Source organism: Ureibacillus chungkukjangi (genome assembly GCF_044795995.1).
GTDB classification, from domain to species: domain Bacteria; phylum Bacillota; class Bacilli; order Bacillales_A; family Planococcaceae; genus Ureibacillus; species Ureibacillus chungkukjangi.
The window spans coordinates 1,752,602-1,778,715 of record NZ_CP085009.1 but is presented as its reverse complement, the minus strand read 5'-3'; the positions used below and the strand labels follow the sequence as shown (position 1 = coordinate 1,778,715).

Sequence of the window (26,114 nt, the reverse complement as noted above, 5' to 3'; positions counted from 1 at the left end):
AACCTTTCCACTACTAATTCATTATTCTTTAGAATACTTTTCAACTTCCGCTAAATATTGATCGACAATTTCTGTACCAATTTGACTCTTATATTTATCTATAACTGGTTGTACAGCTTCCTTGAATTTTGCAAGTTCCTCATCACTAATTTCTGTAAATTCCATTTGTGACTTCAATTCTTCCAATGCTTCCTCTGCCGTCTGACGCGTTAATTCTCTGTTATATTCTCCTGCTTCAATCGCAGCATCTTCTATTATTTCTTGTTGTTCAGGTGTAAGTTCGTCCCATACCTTTTTTGAGAATAAGAATAGGAATGGTGAATATACATGATTTGTTTCTGTTAGATATTTTTGAACTTCTGGATACTTTTCTAATAAAATGGATGGATATGGATTTTCTTGACCGTCAACCGTTTTTTGTTGCATTGCTGTGAATAATTCCGTGAAAGCCATTGGTGTTGGATTTGCGCCAAGTGCTTTCCATGAAGCAATATGCGTTTCGTTTTCCATCACTCGAATTTTCAATCCTTTTAAGTCTTCTAAAGTTTTAATAGGTTTCGAGTTGTTGGTTAATTGTCGAAAACCATTTTCCCACCAAGCTAATTGAACAACTCCTTGAGATTCAACCTTTGCTGCTAAATTTTTCCCGAATTCACCTTGCAATACTGAATCAACCATTTCTGTATCCGTAAGTGTGAATGGTAGATCGAATACACCGTATTCTGGTACAAAAGGAACAAAAGGTGCAGAAGATGGAATTGTAATATCTAAAGTCCCAAATTGTAACATTTCTATCGCTGAACGGTCATCTGCAATTTGCCCAGAATGATAGATTTCTATTTTTAAAGAATCTGTTTGACTCTCAACAATTTCTTTAAACTTTTCAGATCCTTTATAAAGTGGATGTTGATCGTTTAAACCTAAGCTAATTCTTAAAGTACGAGCTTCCCCATCGCTCGATGCAGGTCCACTTACTGCTGTTGTACCTTCTGACGAATTTCCCCCACAAGCTGCTAAAATCGTTATTACCATTAAAAGTAATAATGTGAAAAACATTTTTTTCTTAAACATCTTAATCCCCCTTAGTTTTATAATGTAAAACGCCGTTTTCATTTCTGATTTTAAAAAATGAAAACGCTTAATATTATTGCTAACCGTATTATATTGTTAAAATATTACAGTAGTCAATATTAATTTGTAAGAAAATTTGTAAAATTCAAATTATATTAAACTACTATTTCAATATATCATCATACTTTAACTAATAAAGTTAAACTCCATACCATAAAAAACTCCTGTATCGACTACCCCTTGAATACTTTTTAACTCTTCATGAATGGCCTTCCAGTTATAAATTCCTGAAAACTTTGTATCTAAAATATAATTAAAATTATCTGTTACAAAGTTTTCTTCATCCTTATTTTTCCTAATAAAACATGTACCACCTATTTTTTCAATTGACTGCAGTGTCTTCGTATAACCAAAAGGTATAATTTCAATTGGTATGATACATTCACTTAACGAATCAATATATTTTCTTTGATCTGCTAAAATGCAAATATTTTTAGCGTTTAATAAAATTTTCTTTTCCCGAAACAACGAACCACCTCCACCTTTAATTAAAATTTCCTTACCTATAATCCAATCTGCACCATCAAATGCAATATCAATTTCTTCAATCTCATCAATTGATATCATATTCAGATGATACTCAATCGCTTTTTTTTCAATAAATTTAGATGCTGGAACAAATCGAACTGTTAATTTTTCATTTTTCATTCTTTTTGCAATCGCTTCCACAAAATAAGCCATTGTCGAGCCAGAGCCTAATCCAATTGTCATTCCATCTTCCACGATAGCCACGCTTAATTCAGCAATCTTTTTCTTTTGATCTAGATTTTTAGATTTATCAAAAAAATTTACCATTCAGCAACCGTCCCATCCTGATGTCGCCACACAGGGTTTTTCCAATTATGTCCCACCAATTGTTGCTCACGTACAAACTCTTCATTAATTTCGATTCCTAAACCAGGTTTTGTTGGGTTTGATACAAAGCCATTTTGATATTCAAATACAGTTTTATCCGTTAGGTAGTCTAATAAATCACTTCCTTGATTGTAGTGAATTCCTAGACTCTGTTCTTGAATAAACACATTATATGATGATGCATCTACTTGTAGACATGATGCCAAAGCAATAGGTCCTAACGGGCAATGTGGAGCAACAGCTACATCATAAGCCTCCGCCATTGCAAAAATTTTCTTACACTCCGTTATTCCTCCAGCATGTGATAAGTCTGGCTGAATAATATCTACATAGCCATCTTGTAAAATTTTTTTAAAATCCCATCTTGAAAACATCCGTTCACCAGTAGCAATTGGAATATTACAATGTAATGCAACTTCTCTTAATGCCTCATTGTTTTCAGGTAGAACAGGCTCTTCAATAAACATTGGATGATACTGCTCTAATTCTTTAGATAAAATTTTTGCCATTGGTTTATGCACCCTGCCATGAAAGTCAACACCAATGCCAAAATCCGCCCCTAAATTCTCTCGAATAACTGCGACTCGTTCTAAAACAGCGTCGATTTTAGAATGCGTGTCAATGATTTGAAGCTCTTCTGTCGCGTTCATTTTAATAGCGGTAAAACCATTTTCTTTCGCTAACTTTGCTTGTTTCAAAATATCATTTGGACGGTCTCCGCCAATCCATGAATATACGCGTACTTTATCTCGACATGCTCCACCCATTAAATCGTAGATAGGAGCATCGTAGTATTTTCCTTTTATATCCCACAGTGCTTGATCTATCCCTGCAATTGCGCTCATATGAATCGGGCCACCTCGGTAAAAACCAGTTCGATATAACATTTGCCAAATATCTTCAATACGCATTGGATCTTTGCCGATAAGATATTCGCTTAATTCGTGTACAGCTGCTTCAACTGTTGCAGCTCTCCCCTCGACAATCGGCTCTCCCCAACCAACGAGTCCATCATCAGTTGTAATTTTTAAAAACAGCCACCGTGGCGGGACAATAAACGTTTCGATTTGTTTAATTTTCAATCTCTTTCACCTCTTTAAACAACGTTACATACTGATTTGCCAAAGATTGTATTCCATTGAAATCTCGATTTGTGATTAATTCTTTATCCAATAATGAACTACCAATTCCAACTGCCATTGCACCATTATTTAAAAAAGTTTTCAAATTAGTTAAATTCACACCACCTGTTGGCATCAAAGGAATATGCGTTAATGGCCCTAATACATCTTTAAAATAATTTGTACCTAATGCAGCTCCTGGAAACACTTTTAAAATATCTGCACCCGCTGCATATGCATTTAGTATTTCAGTTGGTGTTAATACACCAGGAATAGATATTCGACCATATTGATTTGTCATTTGAATGGTTTCTTCGTTAAAAGTTGGTGAAAAAATAAAATCTGCACCAGCATCAATTGCGGTTTTAGCTGTAGGTGCATCAAACACTGTACCCGCTCCAACAAGTAATTCGTCACCATACTTCTCTTTCAACTTAGTAATAGATTGATAGCTATTATCACTATCTACTGTGATTTCGATAACTTTAATCCCACCAGATACTAGCGCATTGATGACATCCACTAAAATCGTCAGTTCAATTTTTCGAATAACTGCTACAATCCCGTTTTGTTCAATAAACTTTAACTTATCCCATTTACGCATAAAATCCCCCTTAGCGAACTACATCAGAAGTTTCATTATCATTTTCTAAAAATGCATATAAAACATCTTTCGTTGGTAATCCCTCAATATCTCCAAATTGTTGAATAACAAGTGCCCCCATTGCATTGCCTATTTTCGCACAGTTAATGATATCTGTGCCTTGGAGTAATCCGTGCGTAAATCCTGCAGCAAAAGCGTCACCTGCACCTACCGCATCTACAACTGTCTTTACGGGGTAACCTGGTACATGAGATAGTTGACCATCATATACGTAACTTCCATTCGCGCCACATTTTAAGACGATGACTTTATCATTATTCACATCGAGCTTCTTACACATTTCTAATGGATCTTGCAAATTTGTTAGGAAATAAGCTTCTTCATCTCCAATCAAGACATAGTCAGATAGTGCACTAATTTCATGGAGCACCTTAAATGCTTTATCTTTTGACCATAGTTTAAATCGAATATTTGGATCAAAAATAATTTTTACACCATGGTGTTTTGCTAATCGAATCGCATGCATTGTCAGTTCATAACAACTATCACTTAATGCAGGCGTAATACCTGTTACATGAAGATACTTTAAGCTCTCAAATGGAACATTATTTAATATCTCTTTTGTCATATAACTTGCCGCAGATTGTTTTCGATAATAGTAGACATTCATCTTTTCAGTGGTAATTTGCTCTTTAAATAACAATCCAGTTGGTCCTTTATCTGAGAAGACAACATGATTATTGTATACACCCTCACCTCTGACTCTCTTCAAAATAAGCGAACCAAAACTATCGTTTCCAAGTTGACTAATCCACTCAACAGACTCTCCCAGCCGCGCTAATCCAATTGCAAAATTTGATTCTGCACCACCAATTTTAGGAGACACACTCGTAATATTTTCTAAACTTCCGATTTGATTAGATTGAAAAATAACCATTGTTTCTCCAATTGTCAAAACATCCCGGTGCATTTGCACTCTATTCACCTCCTTCAAATTCTTCTTTTTTTACAACAGCATGACCTCCAAATTGCTGACGTAACGAAGCTACAACTTTACCGGAAAACGTATCAGTTCGTAATGAGCGATTCCGCATCATTAAAGAAAGCGCGATAATGGGTGTTGGAACATTTAAATCTAATGCAGTCTCTACTGTCCATTTTGCTTCACCTGATGCATGCATTACTCCAGAAATCTTTTCTAATTTTTCATCTTCACTAAAAGCATCAATCATCAGTTCCATTAACCATGATTGAATAACAGACCCACTATTCCAAAGTGTAGCAACCTCTTTATAGCTAAACTCAAACTCACTCTCGTTTAATAATTCAAAACCTTCAGCGATAGACTGCATCATTCCATATTCAATGCCGTTATGGACCATTTTTAAGAAATGACCACTACCTGCAGGACCAGTATATAAGTATCCATTTTCTTGGCTAATTTGTTTTAAAATCGGCTCAATTTGGTCATAAGCTTCTTTATCGCCACCTATCATCGTACATAAACCATGTCTTGCACCTTTTAATCCACCACTTGTGCCACAATCTAATAAAAATAAACCCTTCTCTTTATACCGTTTATACCAATATTGCGAATTTTTATAATGAGAATTTCCTGCTTCAATAACAATAATATGTTCAGGCAATATATTAACTAACTCATTCAACATCTTTTCTGTTTCTTCACCATGAGGAACTAATAGAAATACTGCAGCTTCTGCCGAAAGAGATTGTACAAATTGATTTAATTCATCAAAAAATTCAAAATTACCATTTTTGAATAATAGATTATTATTAATTTTATTTAACACGTTTAAATCGATGTCGTACCCTTTTACTTCTATATTCTTTTCCAACATATTGCATGCTAAATTAAAGCCCATCTTACCTAATCCAATAATTCCAACTTTCATTTCCATTCTCCCCTTGAGATTAGATCATTAATTGCAACATCATAATGACCGTTACAATTCTTAAAAGAATAGTAACGTGCTCTTTTTTAATGTAATTCGTTAGCTTTAATCCTATTTGCCCACCAATTATTGCACCGGCAGTTAAGGAGAACGCAACTAACCAAATCATTTTTCCACTTGAAATATAAGGGATTAGCGCCCCGATACACCATGCAAGTAAACTTGCCCGTGTATAAATTACGCTTTTAACATACTGAATATTCTGACTTGAAAATACATAAAGAGATAATGTACTACTACCAGGGCCAAATATACCATCGTAAAATCCTACCCCAAAAAGTGTCGGTATAATTTTCCACTTATTTGAGATTTCTTCTTTATCTCCAAAACCTTTAGTCCCCAAAAAAGAGACAATTAGCGCAAATCCCATTAAACATATTGCAATAATTGTTAAAGTACCTTCGCTTACTTTAACAGAAAAAAATCCCCCACTTATTCCACTCAAGAGTCCAAGCGCAAATAGCCAACTAATATCCTTAATCGATATTCCTTTAGTTATAAGTAGATAGATGCAATTTAATAAACTACTACATGCCGCCCCTAATTTTTCAGCTGCAATTGCAGAATGAATTGGTATTCCTAAAAACAACATTGTCGGTAATGAAATTAATCCCCCTCCCCCTACTAATGTCCCGATTAGATGACTTAATAAGCCCACACAAAAGATAATAAAATAGTCCAGCATACCCCTCCCCCTAACCAACTACCCTTGTCGATTCGTGAAATTTTTTGCGCAAAATAGAAATAATGCGCTCTAAAGAGAATAAGTATAATACTGGATTTTCCAAATTTTATATCAATTTAATTGGAAATTCAATACAATATTGGTATAATTATGGTCTCTTATTAAGTAATTACAATATTATAATATCTATTTTCGATAATTAGAATAATATTAAAGAAAAGGTCGATGAAGCTCTACATGTTTTTTTCTAAACTAAAATGGGAATTATCGAAAGGATTAAAAATACTTAAATAATGATTTTACTTTCTTATGATTGATTTATAATCTAAAAAAACAGCAGCCAATATTGGCTACTGTTTTTTATTTTCTATCGTTATACAGCGATCGGTGCCTTGATGGATGGATGTGGCTGATAGTTTTCTATCGTAATATCCTCTAATTCCATGTCAAAGATTGACACTTTATCTGAATTAATTTTTAAAGTTGGTAAATCCTTAGGCTCTCTAGTCAGCTGTTCATTTACCTGGTCTAGGTGATTTACATAAATATGAGTATCCCCGAAGCTATGTATAAATTCCCCAACTTCTAAGCCACACTCATGGGCAATTAAATGTGTCAGCAATGCATAAGAAGCAATATTAAATGGTACTCCTAAAAATACATCCGCACTGCGTTGGTGAAGCTGACATGAAAGCTTTCCGTCCGCTACATAGAATTGGAAAAATGCATGACATGGTGGTAAAGCCATATCGTCTACCTCTGCAGGATTCCATGCAGTGACGATTAAACGACGTGAATCTGGGTTATGTTTAATTTGATCAATGACTTTTTTTAATTGGTCGATGGACTCACCATTTGATGTTGGCCAAGAACGCCATTGTTTACCGTAAACAGGCCCTAAATCTCCATAATTGCTGGCAAACCGATCGTCATTCAGCACTTTCTCATTAAAAATTGCCATTTGTTCTTCAAGGACTTTAGCAAAATCCTCGTCTTTTGTGGCACGCAATCCGAAATCCTTCATATCCGGACCTTGATATTCATCAGACTCTACCCATTTTTTGAAGGCCCATTCGTCCCATATATGATTATTATTTTGTAATAAATATCGGATATTTGTATCTCCTTTGATAAACCATAGCAATTCACTTGCAACTAGCTTAAAAGGTACACGTTTCGTTGTTAATAATGGAAAGCCCTTTGAAAGATCAAATCTCATTTGATGACCGAAAATACTGATTGTTCCAGTGCCTGTTCGGTCTTCCTTCTTAACACCAGTTTCTAAAATACGTTGGACTAGATTTAAATAGCTTGTATCTGGATGCTGCATTTCTACCACACTCCTTACTCTACTTCTGATATTATAACAGAAAACTAGAGCATAAAAATAGGATGATTAGTTGATTCAAAACAACCTTTTAAGCATGGATTTGATGGCGATATTCGAAGCTATTCCGGCCATTTTCTTTTACAGAATAAAGCGCTGCATCAGCTTCACTTATACATTCGTAAATCTCGTTTAATTCTGTTATAAATTTTGTACACGCCCCCATACTTACTGTCACTACTCTGTTAATAGTAGAGGACTCATGCTCTATATCTAACTCATGTACACTTGCTTTAATCTGTAAACAAATTCTTTCTACAACCTCCTCTGTAGCATTAGGTAGTATTAATACAAATTCCTCGCCGCCCCATCTCGCTGCAAAGCATTTATATTCGGCTGATATATCATGCAAGAGTCTTCCAATTTTACTTAAAACATGATCCCCTTTGGAGTGACCATATGTATCATTAAACAATTTAAAGCAATCGACATCCACCATAATAACGGAAACTGATTGAGGTGTTACTAAAATTCTTTGTTGAAGCTCAATCAAATAATCATTATATGCTCTCCGGTTATATAAATTAGTTAAGGGATCCAGAGTGGCATCCTGTTCAAGCTGTCGATTCGCTTCCTTTAAAAGCTCAGTTAAATTACTTAAGCGCTGAATTTCTTCAGCTGTTTGCGTCCGAAGCTCAAGGGAAGCCAAATAATTATTATAAGCTGTTCGAGATATAAAAAATGCTATTGCTGATAAAGTAAGAACATAAATTCCCTGTATGCTATAAATTGCATTAAAACCACTTTGAATTCCTAACCCAATTCCCCATAATAGACTAGAAATTGAGAGTGTAATAGCAATCTCCTTTGACTTCATAACTAAAAAAGGAACGGTAGAAATGAGTACTAAAGTGTAAAAGAAGTTTGGCATGTATGCTGTATGATTTATGTTCGAAAATAGTATTGTGGCACTTAAAGAAAATGCAATATAAAAATGCACTAGATATTTTGCCATTGTAGACTTTACTTCTTTCATTTTCTTGATATCTAGTAAAAACACATAAAATGAATAAACAACCAATAAAATAGAATATTGAAACCAGCTACCGCTGAACGGGTATTCAAAATGAATAGTAAATACCTTTTCTAAGGTATAAATAATGAAAATTATTGAAACTAAGATTGTTAGATAGATTTTATTAATAAAACTTAATCTTTTAAGATTATGCTTTTGGGCTTCAAATTCCATCGCTTCTGCTTTGATATCATAATTGTTCATCTACTACCCACCTTTTCTATCTATTAACGAATCTATATTCCATATACGACATTTTTTAGAATTCCACTCGAATATTTAATTCTATTTATTATATGTCTCCTACCTAGTAATAAGACCATATATTTAATAATGTTCACATGCCAAAAGTCAGTTGTAATAACAGCAATTATTAGTAAAAATCCCTATAAAATAAAAGGCAGCTGAATGCTCGGTTTTGCCAAGCTCAACTGCCTTTAAATGTAATGCAAACCTAGATACCTATTTTTTTAGCTGCCAAGCTTTGAACAGAGCGAATAATGCCCCCATATCCTGTACATCGGCATAGATTTCCTGCGAGAGCTTCTTTAATATCTGACTCTGAAGGATTGGGATTCAAGGCTAATAAATACTTTACAGCCATAATCATGCCTGATGTACAATACCCACATTGGAAGCCGCCTTCTGTTAGAAAAGCTTCTTGAACTTCGTCTACTGTTACACCGCCGAGACCTTCAATCGTAGTAATAGATTTACCGTTCACTTGATAGGCCATAACGAAGCAAGCATTCACTAATTCGTTGTCTATCAAGACACTACAGGCTCCACAACGTCCAATACCACAAGAAATTTTTGTTCCGACAAAGTTCAATTGCTCTCTTAATATATTAACTAGCTTTTCTGTTGAGGCTGTTTGAATATCAATTTTTTCTCCGTTGACTGTTAATGTTATCGTCATCAAAGCATCAATTGGGTTATCTAATACTTTATTGTTTATATCCATGACAGCATCCCCCTTGCCTCCGCTTTTTCAAGAATATCCTCAGAGGAAATTGGCAGTTTTGTTACCCAGCATCCAATTGCATCATGGATAGCTTTGATGATTGCTGGCGTAATGGCAATTGTACCAATTTCTCCAACACCTCGGGGTCCATAAATGTCGCCCTCATAAAGCTCTTCAATTGCATAGACATTTGTATCAAATGGTATATCCACAATATTAGGCATTAAATACGTATCAAAGTTTTGAGTAGCATATTGAGAGTTCATCATTTTAACTTCTTCCATTAAGGTGTAGCCTAACGACATGACACCACCACCCTCAATCTGTCCTCTAAAGCCTTTTGGACTGACAACAGGTCCAGCAGAAATAACATGATCAATGGACATTACCTTTACCATACCAGAAAGAATATCCACCTCCACATCGACTTTTACACCGCCAAAGGAATATAAAAAGTGACCCCCATTGACTGCATCAGGTGTAACCGGGAAGTGAAAGCTTGTTAACACAGTAGAATCCAATAAACCTTCAGCACAGGTCTTATAAGTCATGCAAGGTCCCTCTTCTTTTCCAAGCTCCCAAATTCCTGTGGGACCTAGATATAGATTTTCAGCTGGAATTGATAGACTTATTGATGCATGCTGAATTAATTTATTTTTAAAGGGCTCCTTCATTTTTTGCATGGATTGCCAAACGATACTTGTTCCTCTAGAGGCCGTTGAAGAACCTGATACTGGTACGACAGATGTATCACCAATTACAATCTGAATATCTTCTGCGCTACAGCCAATTTCTTCAATCGCGATATTTTCAATGACCGAGAGTAGCCCTTGCCCACATTCTTCAAAACCAAAGGAAATTTCGATTTTGCCCTCCTTATTTAGAAAGATTCGCCCACCAGCACTGTCTAATCGTCCGAAGCCAAGACCTCCACCATGCATGGCAATGGCAATACCTGATCCATAGCGTTTCCAATTCGAATCCTTACTTGGAGTATTAGATTTCTGATAAAGCCTCTGAATCTCTTTTAACACTAATGCCGCACTATCTGTTGGTGCTATTCGATGCCCTAAAGGTCCTAAGTCTGTGGCATTCCTTAAATTTATTTGTCTAAGCTCTATTGGATCCATATTCAATACTGCAGCCAAACGATCCAATTGTCCTTCTAAGGCAAAGGTGATTTGATTGCCACCAAATCCTCTAAATTCACCAGTAACACCATTATTAGTAAATACAGAGACACCCCCTGTTTCAATATTAGGAATGATATACGGACCCGCTGCATGCTCAACGGCAAAGTCAAGAACTGCAGGACCTAGCGTTGCATAAGCACCTTTGTCTGCAATAATTTTCACTTGATGAGCTAATATTTTCCCTAAACGATCTGTTCCTGTTTTCGCCGTAATTTTCATGGGATGACGCTTCAAGCTAGCTCGCAAGGATTCTGCTCGAGTATTGTGAATTTTTACCGGACAATTCGTTTTAAGTGCTAAAAGGGCTGCATATGGCTGTATATTTAACTCATCTTTTCCTCCAAATGATCCACCCATCGGACTTGAGAAGATACGAATCATCCCTTCAGGAATACCAAGTATTCGAGAAAGCTGGAAGCGATCCTTGAATCCATGCTGAGTTGCTGCATAAACAGTTATTCCTCCATCTTCCTGTGGAACTACTACTCCGCCTTCTGTTTCCATATATCCATGCAGCTGTCTAGGAAGCTCATAGGTCTCTTCAACAATTACTTCACAAGCTTTAAAGGCTTCTTCGATATCTCCATTTATATAAGAGGAGCGATGACAAATGTTGCCTGCAGGATGTAACTTGATGGCATTAGGTTCTAGCCCTTTTTCTGGAGTATCAATAATTGGCAGCTCCTCATATTCCACTTGAATGAGCTTTAATGCCATTTCAGCAATCTCATATGATGTTGCAGCTACTGCAGCCACTGCATCTCCCACAGTGCGAACTCGTTCCTCACACAATACCGGCTGGTCAGGGATGATGATTCCAAAACGATTCATTCCTGGTACGTCTTTATATGTAATAACGCTTGCTACACCAGGTAGTTTTTCGGCTTCTGCTGTATTAATCGAAAGAATTTTAGCGTGTGGGTAGGCGCTTCTCAAAATTTTGGCGTATAGCATATTCGGGAAAGTTAAATCGGTTAAATATTTTAACGCTCCAGTAACTTTGGAAAGACCATCTGGACGCACTCGATCTTCTTTTTCTTGGATATTTGATTTCATATACTCTCCTCCCTTATGCTTCTACTCTTTTGCAAATTGGCTTTGAAGCTCTGCCACAATAAGATTTGCGGCTACTTTTTTACGATAGCTACTTGATACAAAAGCATCTTCAGCTGCAACAAATTCTTCTGCAACAGTTGAAAAAATTGTCTTCCAATCTAAATGGATAGCATTTCTACCAATAATAAGCTGCTCTGTTTTTTCTAAGCGCATCGGTTTGTTATCACCACCACCGACTGCAAGCTTAGCATTTATGATTTTACCTTCTTCATCCCACTTTATTTTTCCAGATACAGTTAATATCGCAGCAGTAAAGGTTTCTCTTCTTCCAACTTTCCGATAGAAGGTGTGACTTTCCAGCATATCCCTATCTAGTGGAATCAATATATGACTTAATAAAAAATCACTGTTCGAGGTTTGTTGGAACCAATCCCATATTTCAATCTGTTTTACTCCCTTCACATCCTGAAATACAAGCTTTGCACTTAAGGCACTCAGGAAGGGTATTAAATCACCTACTCGCCCCATAATATTGCCTCCGATTGTGCCACGATTTCGAATGCCCGGTGCAGCAATCGATTTTAATGCAGTACAGATGATCGGAAACTCTTTTAAAATTTTATGAGTTTGATAGCTCCCAAGCGGAGTGAGTGCCCCTATGGATAACTCTCCCTTATGCTGATCAAATTGAATTGATTTTAATTCAGTAAGCTGTTCGAGACTTATTATTTGTTCTGGGGTTTTCCGACCATTCAACCACTGTAACTGTAATAAAGTAGCGCCTGACACAAATTCCCCATTTAATCCATAATGACTTTTTAGCTCCACCGCTTTTTCGATTGATGTAGGCATCAATATTACAGGTGACTCAGCACTCAATGTATCTACTTGATTAGACATGTTTTATCCCCCTTTTGGCATTTGGCAAACAAATGTGAAAATCATCGGTCCAGATATGTATGTAAGTAATAATTATTGTTTTTGTAGTAAAATTAATCAAATAACAAACGAACCTCATGTAATATTATCTAACATCTTAACAAGGAATTTTTTGGTTGTCACTAACAAATTTTCCTAATAATCAGAATTATTTTAGTGAAAGTAACCAAATCTACTTATCTCTCTAAATAATCGTGTAATAATACATAACATATTTTTTAAAAATCAAAATTTCCATTCTCAATCTAGCTGAATTTCTTTATACTTAGAGACAACAATTGGGAGGGATTAGATGTCAAAATTAACGCATTTCAACGAACAAGGAAGAGCTCAAATGGTCGATATATCTGAAAAAAACGAGACTGTTAGAACAGCAATCGCCCACTCCTCAATCAAAATCAACAAAGATATCTATGAAGAAATAAAAAACGGAACAAATAAGAAGGGTGATGTCCTTGGGGTTGCTCAGATTGCTGGCATTATGGCTGCAAAACAAACCTCCAGCATCATTCCCATGTGCCATCCCATTTCTTTAACAGGTGTCAATATCTCATTCGATTGGCAAATAGATGAAAAACAAGCACAATATGAAATTACCATTGAAGCTGAAGTAAAAACAAAAGGTTCTACCGGAGTAGAAATGGAGGCGTTAACTGCCGTAACTGCTACTGCGTTAACGATTTATGATATGTGCAAGGCTGTCGATAAAAATATGATTATCGGACCAACCATGCTTATGAAAAAAACTGGCGGCAAAAATGGTGAGTTTCTTCGCTAAAGGAAATATACAAAAAAGCCAAGCTCTCATGATTTTCATAAGAACTTGGCTTTTATGCTTAGTTATCTTTTTTTAGTTCATTCACTATATGTACAAGCTCTGGTAAAATTAATTTTTCCATAGCAAGCTTTACGGCACCTGTTGAACCCGGAGTTGAAAAAATAGCTGTTTCATTTGCAATTCCTGCAATAGCTCGAGAAAGCATACTGGCTGAACCGATTTCCTCATAGCTTAATATGCGAAATAATTCTCCAAAACCAGGTATTGGTTTATCTATTAACTCCTCGACAGCATTAAAAGTAACATCTCGATGTGATATACCTGTTCCACCATTCGTTAGAATAACATCCACATTACTATCAAGAATCCCTGACTTAAGTGTAGATGCAATATCTTCTATTTCATCCTTAATGATTTCATATCTCGTAATTTCAAAGAGATTTTTTGATAGTTGCTCACACATCACTCGACCACTTTTATCGGTTTCATACGTTCTTGTATCACTAATGGTAACAACCATCACTTTTACATTCTTTAATTGAACCTTCTTATGCTCTTCTATACTCATCGTTTCAGTTTCCTCTCCTTGCATTCATCCACCGCTAACAGGTGGAAGAAAAGCAATAATATCACCTGACTTCACGATGTCATCTCCATTTGAGAATTCTTCATTTACAGCCGCTATTACTTGCTGTAAATCAACGTTAGGATAAATCGATTGAACATATCTTTTCACTTCCTGTACAGTCGCTTCAGCACTCTCCATCATAAGAGAATCAGAATCAATTTCTTCCTGAAGTCCTGCAAAGAATAATATTTTAATCATATTCCACCTCAATTATTGTCTATTCGTAAGAAACCTTTTGAAGCTGATCACCAATCCATTTTGTTCCATCTTCCCAATATTCTTTTTTCCAAATTGGCACCATTTCTTTTATTCTTTCTATAGCATACTCATTCGCTTCGTAGGCTTCTTTTCGATGAGGGGAGGAAACCGCAATTACTACTGCTACATCAGAAATTTCTAACCTTCCTACACGATGTGTAATAGCTGCAATCGTTCCTGGCCATTTACTTTTGATCTCCTCACCTATTTCAGCGAGCTTTTTTACAGCCATTGATTCATATGCCTGATATTCTAGATATAGTGTTCTTTTTCCATTAGTTAACTCACGCACCGTTCCGATAAATACGGTAATCGCTCCAGCATTAACTGACTGAACTTGTTGAATGACATCATCCACAATGATAGGATTATCTACTATCGAAAATAATTCAGCTTTCATTTATAACACCTCCAAAAATTCTAGGTTAAGAAGAAGCACTCGCTTTGCCCTTCCTCTGATAACAATAAAATATCTACCAAACTTCCTTTTTCATAGCCGCATTTACTTGGAGGAAGCAGAACAAGCGAATCTGCACCTACTAATGAAGTAATAGAGTTAGACATATTCAAACCGTTTGAGAAAGCAAATATATCGGTCCCTTCTACTTTAACCTTTGCTCGGATTAGCTGAGTAAAGTTATTTGGAACCAGGAAGTTCTCCGTTAATATAGCCTTATGTGTATTGAGATAGGGCTGTTTATTTCCTAGTAAAGTTCTAAGGACAGGCCTTACAAACAACTCAAAGCCTATAAAGCTAGCAGAGGGATTTCCTGAAAGTCCAAATAAAAATTGATTTTTCACCTTAGCAACTGTCGTTACACTACCAGGTCGCATAGCAAGCTTATTAAATAATACTTGTGCACCTAAGAGTTCATATATTTCTGGTAAATAGTCAAAATCTCCAACTGAAACACCACCCGTGGTAATCAATACATCAACTTTCTCTAATGCCTGCTCAACTGCATTAAAGCTTTGCTCCAAATCGTCCTCTAATTTGCCTAGAAAGACTGGAGTGGCACCTAACTGTTCAATCTGAGCCATCAGCATATAGGAATTACTATTTCTGATTTTTCCCGGAGCTAGTGGCTCTTCGACATCTAACAGCTCACTTCCTGTAGCAAGGACACCCACTTTCGGTTTCGCACCAACTAGAACCTCGCTATAACCAAATGTCGCAAGCAAGCCGATGATTCCCGGTGATATGCGCTCTCCTTTTTTCACTAGTTGCGAACCCTCTGTAATCTCAGCTCCTTTTTTAAACACTTTTTCATTTTCTGCGATTTGTTTATCAATCGAAATATAAGACTTCCCGTCTACCATTAGTTCCTTCACATGCTCAAGCATAATAACAGCATCACAGCATTTTGGCATTTCTGCTCCTGTCATAATACGGACTGCCTGATTATCACTTACCTCACCCTGAAAAACTGCTCCTGCCCCAATATGTCCTACTATTTCAATCAGAACCAGTTTCATCTGGTTTGCATTTATCGTATCTTTTGCTCTTATGGCAAAGCCGTCGTATAAAGAACGATCAAAAGCTGGCACATCTTGATTAGCCCTGATATCCTGAGCCAAGTACCTCCCACTAGCCTCCATTAAAGGTACACGCTCAGCAACACCTGTACACACATCACCCATTATTTTTTCGATTGCTTCTCCGATTGAAATAGCTTTTCTAGCTGTTAGCATGTACTTCACCTCTTAACCTATTAAACTATAATAAAGCTTTTTCGCCTTTTGGATATCATCTATTCCATGGATAAAAACTCGTCCATCCTGGAAGAAAACAAATCGGTGATCCTCATATTCACAGCTGAGTAAGAATGGATTCCGTTTAACATTTAGCTGTTTGTTCAGTTTATATTCCAATAAATCTAAGCTGAAATTTGTATTAGCTGGCGGTCTTAGCTGCACCGTGTTACGGCCGCATAGTACCGAGGTTTTTGTTTGAGAATCATATTGTAAATAGGGATAAGTAGCGTAAGCTCCACAGGATAAGCACTCCTCCCTTTTTGCTTTTTCAACACGAAACGTATAGTGTTGGTTTTTCCATAAATCTACCGATAAAAAGGTCGCTCGAAGTGCAGCAAAATCCCCTACTAATAGCTTCATGCATTCAGCCACCTGATACACTGCGATCTGTTGCACAATCGGATTAATAACCCCAACAATATCGCAGGTAGCACCTGACATTGGTATTTGTTTTAATAAGCAATGCAGACACGGGGTTTTACCTGGTAGAACCGTATAGGTCATGCCATAGCTCGACACACAGGAGCCGAAAATAAATGGAATCTGATATTTTTGAGCTAAGTCATTTAAAATAAAACGAATATCGAAATTATCCGAAGCATCAAGGATGACATCTACGTTTTCTAGATAAGGAAGTAAATTGGTTGCATCAGCATCCATTACAAGCTCATTAATATTAACTTCGCTATTTATAGCAGATAATCTTCTTTTAGCAGCAACTACCTTTGGAATTTCCTCCTCACAATCCGCTTCACTATACAATTGCTGTCTATGTAAATTGCTTAGCTCCACATAGTCACGGTCAACAATTGTCAACGTACCGATTCCTGCACGAACCAGCATTTCTGCACTGGCACTACCTAGAGCTCCTACACCAATAAGCAGAACATGCTTTTCCTTAATATTACTTTGTCCTTCAACACCTATAAAGGAACACATTTCTTGTTTATAATATCGATTGTTCATCTTCGATTAGTCCCTTCTATTTTCTTTTGAACGAACAAAATATAATAGGATAAAGGATAAAAGCATCATTGTAAGCACCCAAGCCCATGCAAAAAACATCTCTCCATTATCAATAGCCATATAAATAGCCGTTGGTACGGTCTGAGTTACACCAGGAATATTGCCAGCAAACATTAACGTTGCACCAAACTCTCCTAAGGCTCTCGCACCACTTAGTACACATCCTGCGAGTAAAGCTTTCTTCGCAAGGGGCAATGAAACCCGAATAAATACCTGCCTTGAATTTGCACCTAAGTCTATCGCTGCCTCTTCTATTCCTTTTTGAACCCCTTGAAATCCTGCTTTTGCTGTTTGAAACATTAATGGAAATGCAACAACGCTAGCCGCAATCACTGCCGCATACCATGTGAAAATTAAAGACTGTCCAAATATCGACTTGATGATATTACCTATAGGACTTTGATTGCCAAAAATGACTATTAACAAAAAGCCTATGACAGAGGGTGGAAGCACTAAAGGCAACATAAAGAGCGTTTCAAGGAGCACTTTAAATTTAAAGGCCTTTCTAGCAAAAACGAATCCTAGTAATGTACCCAATAGGATTACTAGAGTACTTGCAGCAAGTGTTACAGTTATCGATAATTGAATCGGTTCCCAAAACTGATTCCACATATTCTTCACTTCTATTCCTAATCAAATTCGATTTACCAATAAATCCTGTATAACTAGATTTAAGGAATGAGGGTAAATCCGTATTCAACCCAAATCTCCTTGGCTTCTTCACCTTGTAAAAATTCATAAAACTGTTTTGCTTCTGATAGGGAATCCGTATTTTCTAAAATTCCAATTGGATACGTAATTAAATCATGACTAGCAGCATCAACAGTCTCAATTATCTGTATTCTATCCGAGCTAATGGCATCTGTTTTATAAACAAAACCTGCCTCAACATTTCCAGTTTCCACATATGTCAGCACCTGTCTTACATCCTTTGCATAGATAATTTTATTCTCAATTTTGGACCATAGATTAAAGTGCTCCAAAGCTTGTTTAGCATAGGCACCAGCTGGAACAATAGAGGGTGTCCCAATTGAAATTTTTTCAACTTCAATAGAAGCCAAATCTTCAGTTTTATCGAGCGTCACATCTCCTGACTTTCCCGTAATTAAAACAAGCTCATTGCTTATAAATGTTGCACTCTCTTGAATAAGACCGAGAGAGTTTAACTTTTCAAACTTGTCATTGGAGGCGGATAAAAAGAAATCCACTGGAGCACCCTGTTCAATTTGCTTTGACAGGGAGCCAGAAGCTCCAAAATTAAATTGTATATCTATCTCTCGATGATTCTTTTTAAATTCATCCCGTAATTCCTCTAACACATTTTGTAAACTTGATGCCGCAGAAATGGTTAATACTAGTGAATCATCGTCTTTTCCTGAAGTGCTTTGGGAGCAGCCCCCCATTATAGCTATCAAGCATATAAAACAAATCTTAACGAGCTTTTTCATATAAATCTCCTTAAACTAGCCGCCAATATATGACATTTCGATTTTCTGCTTGGACGGTTGTTTGCTCAATTCAACTCTTTGGTCGGAGTAACGGTCCTCTCTTTTATTCCAAAGTTCTGAGATGAAATCAGTTAACTCTTTATTTGCTAATGCTTCATCTCTAATTTTGCCAACTAAATCCGTTCCTTCTGTTGCAAACAAGCATGTATAGAGCTTTCCATCGGCAGAAATTCTTGCTCGGTTACACGTTGAACAAAAGCTTTCTGTAATCGATGAAATAAAACCCACTTCTTTGTCCGTATTCTTATAGCGATAGCGTTTTGCTACTTCACCAATGTATTTTGGATTTATAGGTTCAAGTGGAAACATTTCCTGAAGGGTATTGAGGATTTCTCTACTAGGTACGACCTTCTCTAAATTCCAGCTATTTGTATTTCCAACATCCATGAATTCAATAAATCTCAACGTATAGCCCTTTTCAAAGCAATACTTGGCAAGAGGTAGGATATCTCCATCATTTACACCTCTTTGTACCACCATGTTTATTTTAATATGCAGTCCGGCAGCTGCTGCTTGTTCTATGGATTTTAGAACTCTTTCCACAGGGAATTTACGTCCATTCATCTGGCCATAAGTTGTTGAATTTAGACTATCTAAGCTCACATTTATACGCTTCAGCCCGGCTTCCTTAAGCTGCTTTGCATAATGACCTAACAAAATTCCATTGGTTGTAAGGGCAACATCCTCTATTCCTTGTATGCTGATGATACGTTCAATCAGCTGTGGTAATTCCTTTCTTAAAAGAGGCTCACCACCTGTTATTCGAATCTTTTTTACACCTAGGGAGCTGAAAATTCTTACAAGATCCTCAATTTCGTCAAAGGTTAATAGTTTTTCAGAAGGAAGAAACGCATAATCAGCCCCAAACACTTCCTTTGGCATGCAATATGTACAGCGAAGATTACATTGGTCCATAACAGATATTCTTAAGTCTCGGAGTGGTCTCTTTAAAGTATCTTTTATAGTCATGAAGCTTCACACTCCTCTTGTTATGATTTTAGAAGCAATTCGTAATCCTGTGGGGTATCGATATCTAAGTTCAATTTTGTATTTTCAAAGTCTACATAAAGCAGCTTTTCTTCATTTGCTTTAATAATACTTTTTCCACCCTCATCCCCACATAAGGCATGAAATTTTGAAAAAAGACTTTTATCAAATAAAATCGGGTGCCCGGGCTGCATTGAGTAGCGCGGACGAACAATTTTCGAGTTCCTCAATTGCTTAAATTCTCGAATCAGCTTTTGAATGACGTCTTTTGAAGCAAAGGGCTGATCTCCTAAAAAGATTAAAACACCATCTAATTCATTCTCTATGGCTGTTATACCTGCCTTTAAAGAGGAGGACATCCCCTTTTCATATTCTGAATTGTGGATTATCGTTATCTGGTTTGAAAATTCACTTAATTCACTTTGTAATTGCTGGATATGCTCTCCACCGACAACAATAATCCTCACGAAATCCATCTCAACTGCCAATGATACAGGGTAATGGATTAGGGGACGATTTAAATAAGGTAAAAGTAACTTTGGCTTCCCCATTCTTACAGATTGACCAGCCGCTAAAATAATAGCCCCTATTTTACACATGTATTTTCCCTTTTCCATGTAAATGATTTTGAATACGTCCTGCTCTTAAACTCATTAGCTCTGAAACAATACTAATAGCCACTTCTTCACTAGCTTCTGCACCAAGGTCTAAGCCTACTGGTGAATGTATGGGAGCACTTAATAAGGAATACCCAATGTTTTCGAGCATCTCATCTGTTCGATAGGCCGGCCCCAAAACTCCAATATACTTCGGACTCTGTTCGATGGCGAATTTCAGGCTAGCTTCATCCTTTTCTTGATGGTGATTCATAATAATCCACCAGCAATTAACTAGCTCTTCCTTTGAAATATTTTCTAAATCCTCAGTAATATGGGTAGACTTAGGAAAATATTGTTCATTGTTGAAGTGAGCACGGCTATCTACTACCGTAACTGCAAACCCTGCTTTATTTGCTAGGTCAGCTACTGGAATAGCATCTCTCCCTGCTCCTGCAACAATTAATCTCTCACTTGGTTTTACTACATCTATATAATATCGTTGATTGTCACTTGATAGAATTTCCGCACGAGTCTGCTTATGCATTACACGCTTCGCACAATCTACTACTTCTTCTGGGAAAATACCATTATAGGAAACTTCATTATTTCGAGCTTCTATAACATCCATTTCACCAACCTTCATATCTATTATAAGAGTAAAAGGAAGATTTAGGGATAATAATTGATCGATTTTTTGGAAAAGTGGATTTTGTGGTAGGATTGGAAGAAAGATAAACTCAAGGTTTCCTTTACAACCGATTCCCAAGCTCCAAATTTCAGTTTCACTTAGGTCATATTGTAAAGTCATTACCTTTTTATTTTCAAATACTTGCTGTGCCCATTCATATAAGTCATTCTCTAAGCACCCTCCGCTAATCGTCCCGACCATTGCTCCAGTAGAAGTCATAAGCATTTTCGTCCCAGGCAGGCGATAAGCAGAACCCTTTGCAGCAGCTAGAATTACTAAAACTGCTTGCTCATTATTTTCATGCGCAAGGCGTACATGGCGAAAAAGCTCCTGAAATTCTTGCAATCTAGACATAGAAATAGCCTCCTTCACCAAAAACTTTTCATTATATTAACAAAGTTCAAAATTGTTAGTCAACAAAAAGATTGGATTTTTGGGGAATGAGTGTATATGTAAACTAACACAGTTATGTTAATTATCTATTTTTAAGCAATAGAAAAGGCGCTGCTCGTATTACCATTACTCGCTGAGCAGCGCCTTTAATCAAATGTGTCTAAATCATCATACAATTCAAGTTGTTTTTTCAATTGTTATGTTGCCTCCCGTAGAATTTGTTTGTTATTTTCAAGTAGTTGTAAAATTTGTTGCAAAATCTTTTCTTCTGTTTTAGGAGATGAATTGACCTCCTTCATAATAATTTTGTTTAACTCCAAAATTGTGCTTACGTCGAGTTTATGTTTCTCTGCTAATTGAAACGCTCGCTCTAACTGACCGGTTATCATCGGCATCCTCCTCAAAAAAATGTTATACATTCATTTTACCTTGAAATGAAATATTTTTCACTATTCAAAACAAAATAAATTATTTAATTGTAATTTACTCATTTTATGCAGAAGTTATTCATCATGTCCCTGCAGTTATCACAAATGAATTTATACCAATTGGACAAAATAAATACATTGCTAAAAAAATAATAGCCACACTCCGCTTGAAATGTGACTTAAATATTTTAGTTATTTGGTTTTACTCGGCTTCTCTCATATTCACTAATTTTAATTTCGGAGTCAATAAAAATTCGATCAAGCTGTTCCGTAGTTAGATTGTATTTTTCGCACGCATACCGAATGACGATTTCATTATATTCATGCTTATAATTTCGTCCATCATCCGTAAGCTCCCCATACTTGGCGCGAATATCTTTATAAATATGACCATTTTCTAAAGTATTAATATAAGCCTCTGTATCCGCATCGCGCGTTAACACCCCTTCACACACCCCCTTCCTTATCATAATGCCATTCAAAAAATTTGTATGTAACATTTTTTTGATAAGTTTGAAAAATGCATAAAAATAAAAACACCCGTAACTAAACGAGTGCACTGTTCTGATTTTATACAGCTGTAAATATTTAGGAATTACTTATCTGATGTCACTAAAATTCTATTAACAGTTATAGAACCTCACTTTTTGCAGCACCAACTTTTAGTGATCCGTTCAAAATTAAATGTGCCATAATTAATATTACACTAAATAGTATCTTAAATATTTATCTAAATAATACAAAAATAACATTTTATATAATCCATTAATTTAAAAAAGGTAATATAAAGAAAAGTAATAAAGACATAAATAGAATTAGAGCGACTAAATATCCGAAAATCCTTAAAAATACAGGTAGCTTCTTCAACGAAATTTTATCTGGTATCCCTATATGTTTTTTCAAATAATCTACCGCATCATTAAAAGAATTATTTTTATCCATTTCGGTCACTCCCTTTCTATATTTATTAATACAATTTCGCAACTTATAAAATTTTGTATGCTCAATCTTTACGGATAAGTCATCAAAAAGTTTCAGTATTCATTAAAGTTATGAGGAGAATAAGCCTTAACTTTTAACTGGTATGAAAATCGCGAATTTCGAGCTTTGAGCTCTTGTAGGAGATACTTCAATAAATATTAACTTCTTCAATACGTTGATATATCAACATTTCCATGAAGAAGCACCCGTAACTGAATGGATGTTTTAGGATAACCATTCACAGAGTATTTTTGGTCCAGAGCACGTTCCAATTTGTTATAGAATGTTTTCAATTTGCAATACCATTTAGAATCAATGTTTTTATAAGTCTTAGGTTTCAAACTTTTTCATATTTAGTATATTAGAGTAAATTTTGCTTGGTAAAGCAAAACACTACAAACGAACCATCTAAAACTCTTCTAACTTTAATGCACCTTTTGCGATTTCACCAGATTTTGAGACGTAGATAAAATCCCTAGCAGATTACGTTGCATAGCTTTTAACATCTGACTCTTCATAACTACCCCAAAAAAATCCAACACACATTCATATTTTAATTACAGAACTAATGATTTTATTTTTCAATAAGAAAAAACCAGGAAATAAATACCTGGTTTTACTGCTTAATGACTGCGTATTAAGATTGAAATATATTTATAATGGTGTAGAAATAACTAGGGATGGTATATTCTTCAGAGTATGATTTACTTAACTATATATCTTTGTAAAATCATCCTATTCATAGTGATGGCTCCAAAAATTTATTTTAAATCGTTTAAATACTACTATCTTTTAAAAACCGTATACTATCTATTTTCCATGCATCTGCGGGGGAAAAACGGACTAAGTAAATATTCCCTTTAAAGTATTTTCTTTGTGAATTATCACTCATCCATTCGATTTCAACTGGCACTTGAAGACTTATTTCATTTACTAGATCTTCAACAGGAAAAATAGATATGTTTTTTAAATTTATATTTTCAATCGATTTAATATACTCTTTCCAGTCAATTTGCTGATGGGAAATGATTGAGATTATGCGGGAATCCTGCTGCTTAAATCCGGCTACATATGCATTAATTAATTCATACGGGTCTGCGCTGGCAACATACTCTTGAAGTTTGCCTGCTGCTTTTAAAATCATTAGTTTATGGGATAAATCCATAGAGTTTGTGCTGTGGGTCTTACTTCCATAAAAATGGATGCAAAAATGACCAGGAAAATTATTTTCTAAAGCACCAGCCCCATGTGGCATCCCATGCATTGAAGCCGCAATCCATTGATCGTGATGAATGACAATAATAGCTCTTCGCTTCCAGCTCCATTTGCCGCCATATATCTCTTTCATTATTTTCGTATCTTTCGAAGTCAAGGGCTGAACGTCCGCATGGCGGTTTCCTGCACGTCTCTGCACCTTAAACATTTTCCCTGTCTCCACATCCAATACTGTAAACTTGCTGTACTTTGGCAAAATCCCATTCGCTTTTTTCCAAGGGAGCATTTCTATCTGAATACCCACACCTTCTTCATTTGCTAAAACACTGGAACAGTTTATGAACAAGGTAATTGTTAAAAGAATGACTGTAATAACAGCTCGCATATATTCCACTCAATTTCATTTTATTTTAAAGATTTTTAGCATACAGAAAGTTTTCCTAAAATAGTTTGGATGTATTCATCAAGAACGATAAATGTGTGACTAATTAAAAAACCCAGCGATAATTAGATTTTGGGGTACAATTTGGGGTATATGATATTTTTGCCATTTTCACATCAACTAACAATAAATGTTAATTTCTTCAATATGTTGATATATTAACAATTTCCATGAAAAAAACACCCGTAACTGAACGGGTGTTTTAGGACAACCATTTCGGCGGTGTATTTTTGCTCCAGTAAATATCGCCTAATGAGTGGTGTGAGATGAAATTGTCTTCAGATGTGTGATAATGGAAATTATAGTAATAGCCTTCTTGTGGTCGTTTTTCAGTGCGTACATGGAAGCGAATTAAGTCTTTACCGCTTGTCCCATCTGAGATATTGAAAATCTTCTCGTTGTACTCGCCACTTGGCTGATTTGAAATTGCTACATATTTAAAGGAATCATTATCAAGGCGTGATAATGTTAGGTCGAGTACTTCTTCTAATTTCGGGTAAATTCTTTGTTCGAATTCATCGCTAATAACAGGTGCTATTCTTGAACCAAATTTTATGTATGATTGTTCTTTTGCTGCGACTAAGATAGGTTCTAGATCAGGTGTATCAATACTTTCAACTTTGGAAAAACTATCTTCAACTATGGTTGATGATAGTTCTGTATTATTACTTTCGACATTACTACCCTGAGAACCGTTATTGGAATGGTTGTTCTCTAAACTATCCCAAATTTCATGATTCGGAGTTATTAATCCAAATGTTAATAATGCTACTGTTATGACTAGGGTTTTCTGCATCCATTTTTTCATGAAATCACCTTCAATATCGCACAATTTTGTAAAAACCTTCTATTAATTAGTACGTTTAAATCATTAAAAGGTTTCATCTTTTACTATTTCATTGTACAATAATATTGTAAATAAAGCGTGTTTTTTTTATCAAGGGAGGTTTGCAATATGGAAATCGCAGCAGGATTTGGTTTATTACTTTTACTAGGTTATTTAACATCTATGTGCTTCACTGACTAATTCACATAGTAAGGGAGTGTCTTAAAATTCATTGAGACACTCCCTTTTTTGACGAAATCTTGCTCTAAAGAGCTACTTTCTAGTTACATTTTATTTCTAAAATTAGACAAGGGGTATCCGATTATTCGGATACCCCTTTAGTATTTCTATGGAAAAATATAAATAAAGAATGTCTCTACCCTATCATCAGGGGAATTTTATAATATAATGCAACCTCGTGCATTTACCAACCGCGGTAAAATTCCACTAAACGCTTTCTAACCTAAGCAACGCAAACCCTACCTACTTTTGCGTCCTTGCAAGCCTCAACTTGCGCCAGTGTGAATAAGTATCTTTAAAAACTCTAGCGAAACGCCAAATTTATTTACATCAAACCTAAAAATAACATAAAACTACTATAACATATCTTAAGTGTAAAGTAAAACCCATTGATAGCTACTTCCCATATATACATTATGTAATAGGAAGTTTATATTTT

General features: G+C 35.8%; 28 protein-coding genes. 1 reads left to right on the top strand and 27 read right to left on the bottom strand.

The features are described 5' to 3' along the window. Window positions 1–21 precede the first annotated feature (21 nt). The 12 genes from LG296_RS08810 to LG296_RS08755 form a co-directional block, all read right to left on the bottom strand. Window positions 22–1,071: a TRAP transporter substrate-binding protein gene (locus tag LG296_RS08810; protein ID WP_107935640.1), complete on the bottom strand. Its 1,050-nt coding sequence runs from the start codon at window positions 1,069–1,071 to the stop codon at window positions 22–24. A gap of 186 nt (window positions 1,072–1,257) precedes the next feature. Next, window positions 1,258–1,926, bottom strand: coding sequence for a ribose 5-phosphate isomerase A (rpiA, locus tag LG296_RS08805; RefSeq protein WP_107935638.1), 669 nt, complete (start codon window positions 1,924–1,926; stop codon window positions 1,258–1,260). Next, window positions 1,920–3,068 (bottom strand): galactonate dehydratase, encoded by a 1,149-nt coding sequence (gene dgoD / locus LG296_RS08800; protein ID WP_107935636.1) that lies wholly within the window; start codon window positions 3,066–3,068, stop codon window positions 1,920–1,922. The genes rpiA and dgoD overlap by 7 nt, the downstream gene beginning before the upstream one ends. Next, window positions 3,058–3,711: a bifunctional 4-hydroxy-2-oxoglutarate aldolase/2-dehydro-3-deoxy-phosphogluconate aldolase gene (locus LG296_RS08795; RefSeq protein ID WP_107935634.1), complete on the bottom strand. Its 654-nt coding sequence runs from the start codon at window positions 3,709–3,711 to the stop codon at window positions 3,058–3,060. Before LG296_RS08795 ends, dgoD begins: the two co-directional genes overlap by 11 nt. A gap of 10 nt (window positions 3,712–3,721) precedes the next feature. Then, window positions 3,722–4,681 (bottom strand): sugar kinase, encoded by a 960-nt coding sequence (locus LG296_RS08790; protein ID WP_235867665.1) that lies wholly within the window; start codon window positions 4,679–4,681, stop codon window positions 3,722–3,724. Window positions 4,682–4,688: 7 nt separating this feature from the next. Further along, window positions 4,689–5,624: a phosphogluconate dehydrogenase (NAD(+)-dependent, decarboxylating) gene (gene gnd / locus LG296_RS08785; protein ID WP_107935630.1), complete on the bottom strand. Its 936-nt coding sequence runs from the start codon at window positions 5,622–5,624 to the stop codon at window positions 4,689–4,691. Between the two features lie 19 nt (window positions 5,625–5,643). Continuing rightward, complete coding sequence (locus LG296_RS08780; RefSeq protein ID WP_107935628.1) at window positions 5,644–6,369, bottom strand: TSUP family transporter; 726 nt, start codon at window positions 6,367–6,369, stop codon at window positions 5,644–5,646. A 373-nt stretch (window positions 6,370–6,742) separates the two neighbouring features. Then, entirely contained in the window at window positions 6,743–7,699 is a 957-nt protein-coding gene (locus tag LG296_RS08775; protein WP_107935626.1) for a thymidylate synthase, read from the bottom strand. 88 nt (window positions 7,700–7,787) lie between these two features. Beyond that, the gene (locus LG296_RS08770; RefSeq protein WP_107935624.1) at window positions 7,788–8,975 is read right to left on the bottom strand and encodes a diguanylate cyclase; all 1,188 of its coding nucleotides are present in this window, start codon (window positions 8,973–8,975) and stop codon (window positions 7,788–7,790) included. A 250-nt stretch (window positions 8,976–9,225) separates the two neighbouring features. Beyond that, window positions 9,226–9,735, bottom strand: coding sequence for a (2Fe-2S)-binding protein (locus LG296_RS08765; protein WP_107935622.1), 510 nt, complete (start codon window positions 9,733–9,735; stop codon window positions 9,226–9,228). After that, the gene (gene pucD, locus LG296_RS08760) at window positions 9,726–11,984 is read right to left on the bottom strand and encodes a xanthine dehydrogenase subunit D (RefSeq protein ID WP_107935620.1); all 2,259 of its coding nucleotides are present in this window, start codon (window positions 11,982–11,984) and stop codon (window positions 9,726–9,728) included. Before pucD ends, LG296_RS08765 begins: the two co-directional genes overlap by 10 nt. 21 nt (window positions 11,985–12,005) lie before the next feature. Further along, window positions 12,006–12,884, bottom strand: coding sequence for an FAD binding domain-containing protein (locus tag LG296_RS08755; RefSeq protein WP_107935618.1), 879 nt, complete (start codon window positions 12,882–12,884; stop codon window positions 12,006–12,008). Between the two features lie 331 nt (window positions 12,885–13,215). On the opposite strand from LG296_RS08755, the gene moaC reads away from it, so the two are divergent. Then, a complete protein-coding gene (moaC, locus tag LG296_RS08750; protein ID WP_107935616.1) occupies window positions 13,216–13,701 on the top strand; it encodes a cyclic pyranopterin monophosphate synthase MoaC in 486 nt (161 codons plus the stop codon). A gap of 58 nt (window positions 13,702–13,759) precedes the next feature. Here moaC and LG296_RS08745 read toward each other — a convergent pair whose 3' ends face one another. The 15 genes from LG296_RS08745 to LG296_RS08675 form a co-directional block, all read right to left on the bottom strand. After that, a complete protein-coding gene (locus tag LG296_RS08745; RefSeq protein ID WP_107935710.1) occupies window positions 13,760–14,269 on the bottom strand; it encodes a molybdenum cofactor biosynthesis protein B in 510 nt (169 codons plus the stop codon). Between the two features lie 24 nt (window positions 14,270–14,293). Continuing rightward, a complete protein-coding gene (gene moaD, locus LG296_RS08740) occupies window positions 14,294–14,527 on the bottom strand; it encodes a molybdopterin converting factor subunit 1 (RefSeq protein ID WP_107935614.1) in 234 nt (77 codons plus the stop codon). Between the two features lie 19 nt (window positions 14,528–14,546). After that, window positions 14,547–14,987 (bottom strand): molybdenum cofactor biosynthesis protein MoaE, encoded by a 441-nt coding sequence (locus LG296_RS08735; RefSeq protein ID WP_107935612.1) that lies wholly within the window; start codon window positions 14,985–14,987, stop codon window positions 14,547–14,549. A gap of 20 nt (window positions 14,988–15,007) precedes the next feature. Then, window positions 15,008–16,279 carry a gephyrin-like molybdotransferase Glp gene (gene glp / locus LG296_RS08730; RefSeq protein WP_107935610.1) on the bottom strand — a complete coding sequence of 424 codons (1,272 nt, stop codon included), beginning with the start codon at window positions 16,277–16,279 and terminating at the stop codon, window positions 15,008–15,010. A 12-nt stretch (window positions 16,280–16,291) separates the two neighbouring features. Beyond that, window positions 16,292–17,308 carry a MoeB/ThiF family adenylyltransferase gene (locus LG296_RS08725; protein WP_107935608.1) on the bottom strand — a complete coding sequence of 339 codons (1,017 nt, stop codon included), beginning with the start codon at window positions 17,306–17,308 and terminating at the stop codon, window positions 16,292–16,294. Between the two features lie 6 nt (window positions 17,309–17,314). Then, window positions 17,315–17,980, bottom strand: coding sequence for a molybdate ABC transporter permease subunit (modB, locus tag LG296_RS08720; protein WP_107935606.1), 666 nt, complete (start codon window positions 17,978–17,980; stop codon window positions 17,315–17,317). A gap of 59 nt (window positions 17,981–18,039) precedes the next feature. Next, window positions 18,040–18,816 carry a molybdate ABC transporter substrate-binding protein gene (modA, locus tag LG296_RS08715; protein WP_107935604.1) on the bottom strand — a complete coding sequence of 259 codons (777 nt, stop codon included), beginning with the start codon at window positions 18,814–18,816 and terminating at the stop codon, window positions 18,040–18,042. Between the two features lie 15 nt (window positions 18,817–18,831). Continuing rightward, complete coding sequence (gene moaA, locus LG296_RS08710) at window positions 18,832–19,845, bottom strand: GTP 3',8-cyclase MoaA (protein ID WP_107935602.1); 1,014 nt, start codon at window positions 19,843–19,845, stop codon at window positions 18,832–18,834. Window positions 19,846–19,865: 20 nt separating this feature from the next. Continuing rightward, complete coding sequence (locus LG296_RS08705) at window positions 19,866–20,462, bottom strand: NTP transferase domain-containing protein (protein ID WP_404427942.1); 597 nt, start codon at window positions 20,460–20,462, stop codon at window positions 19,866–19,868. Continuing rightward, complete coding sequence (locus LG296_RS08700; RefSeq protein ID WP_404427941.1) at window positions 20,455–21,504, bottom strand: XdhC family protein; 1,050 nt, start codon at window positions 21,502–21,504, stop codon at window positions 20,455–20,457. Before LG296_RS08700 ends, LG296_RS08705 begins: the two co-directional genes overlap by 8 nt. Before the next feature lie 236 nt (window positions 21,505–21,740). Continuing rightward, on the bottom strand, window positions 21,741–21,932 hold the full coding sequence (locus LG296_RS08695) for an ABC transporter permease (protein ID WP_107935596.1): 192 nt from the start codon (window positions 21,930–21,932) through the stop codon (window positions 21,741–21,743). Between the two features lie 227 nt (window positions 21,933–22,159). Beyond that, window positions 22,160–22,414: a hypothetical protein gene (locus LG296_RS08690; RefSeq protein ID WP_107935594.1), complete on the bottom strand. Its 255-nt coding sequence runs from the start codon at window positions 22,412–22,414 to the stop codon at window positions 22,160–22,162. 322 nt (window positions 22,415–22,736) lie between these two features. Further along, window positions 22,737–22,913, bottom strand: coding sequence for a hypothetical protein (locus tag LG296_RS08685; RefSeq protein WP_181418064.1), 177 nt, complete (start codon window positions 22,911–22,913; stop codon window positions 22,737–22,739). An 814-nt stretch (window positions 22,914–23,727) separates the two neighbouring features. After that, a complete protein-coding gene (locus tag LG296_RS08680) occupies window positions 23,728–24,552 on the bottom strand; it encodes a hypothetical protein (protein WP_107935592.1) in 825 nt (274 codons plus the stop codon). A 259-nt stretch (window positions 24,553–24,811) separates the two neighbouring features. Continuing rightward, window positions 24,812–25,417, bottom strand: a complete 606-nt coding sequence (locus tag LG296_RS08675) for a YpjP family protein (protein WP_107935709.1) — start codon at window positions 25,415–25,417, stop codon at window positions 24,812–24,814. Window positions 25,418–26,114 lie beyond the last annotated feature (697 nt).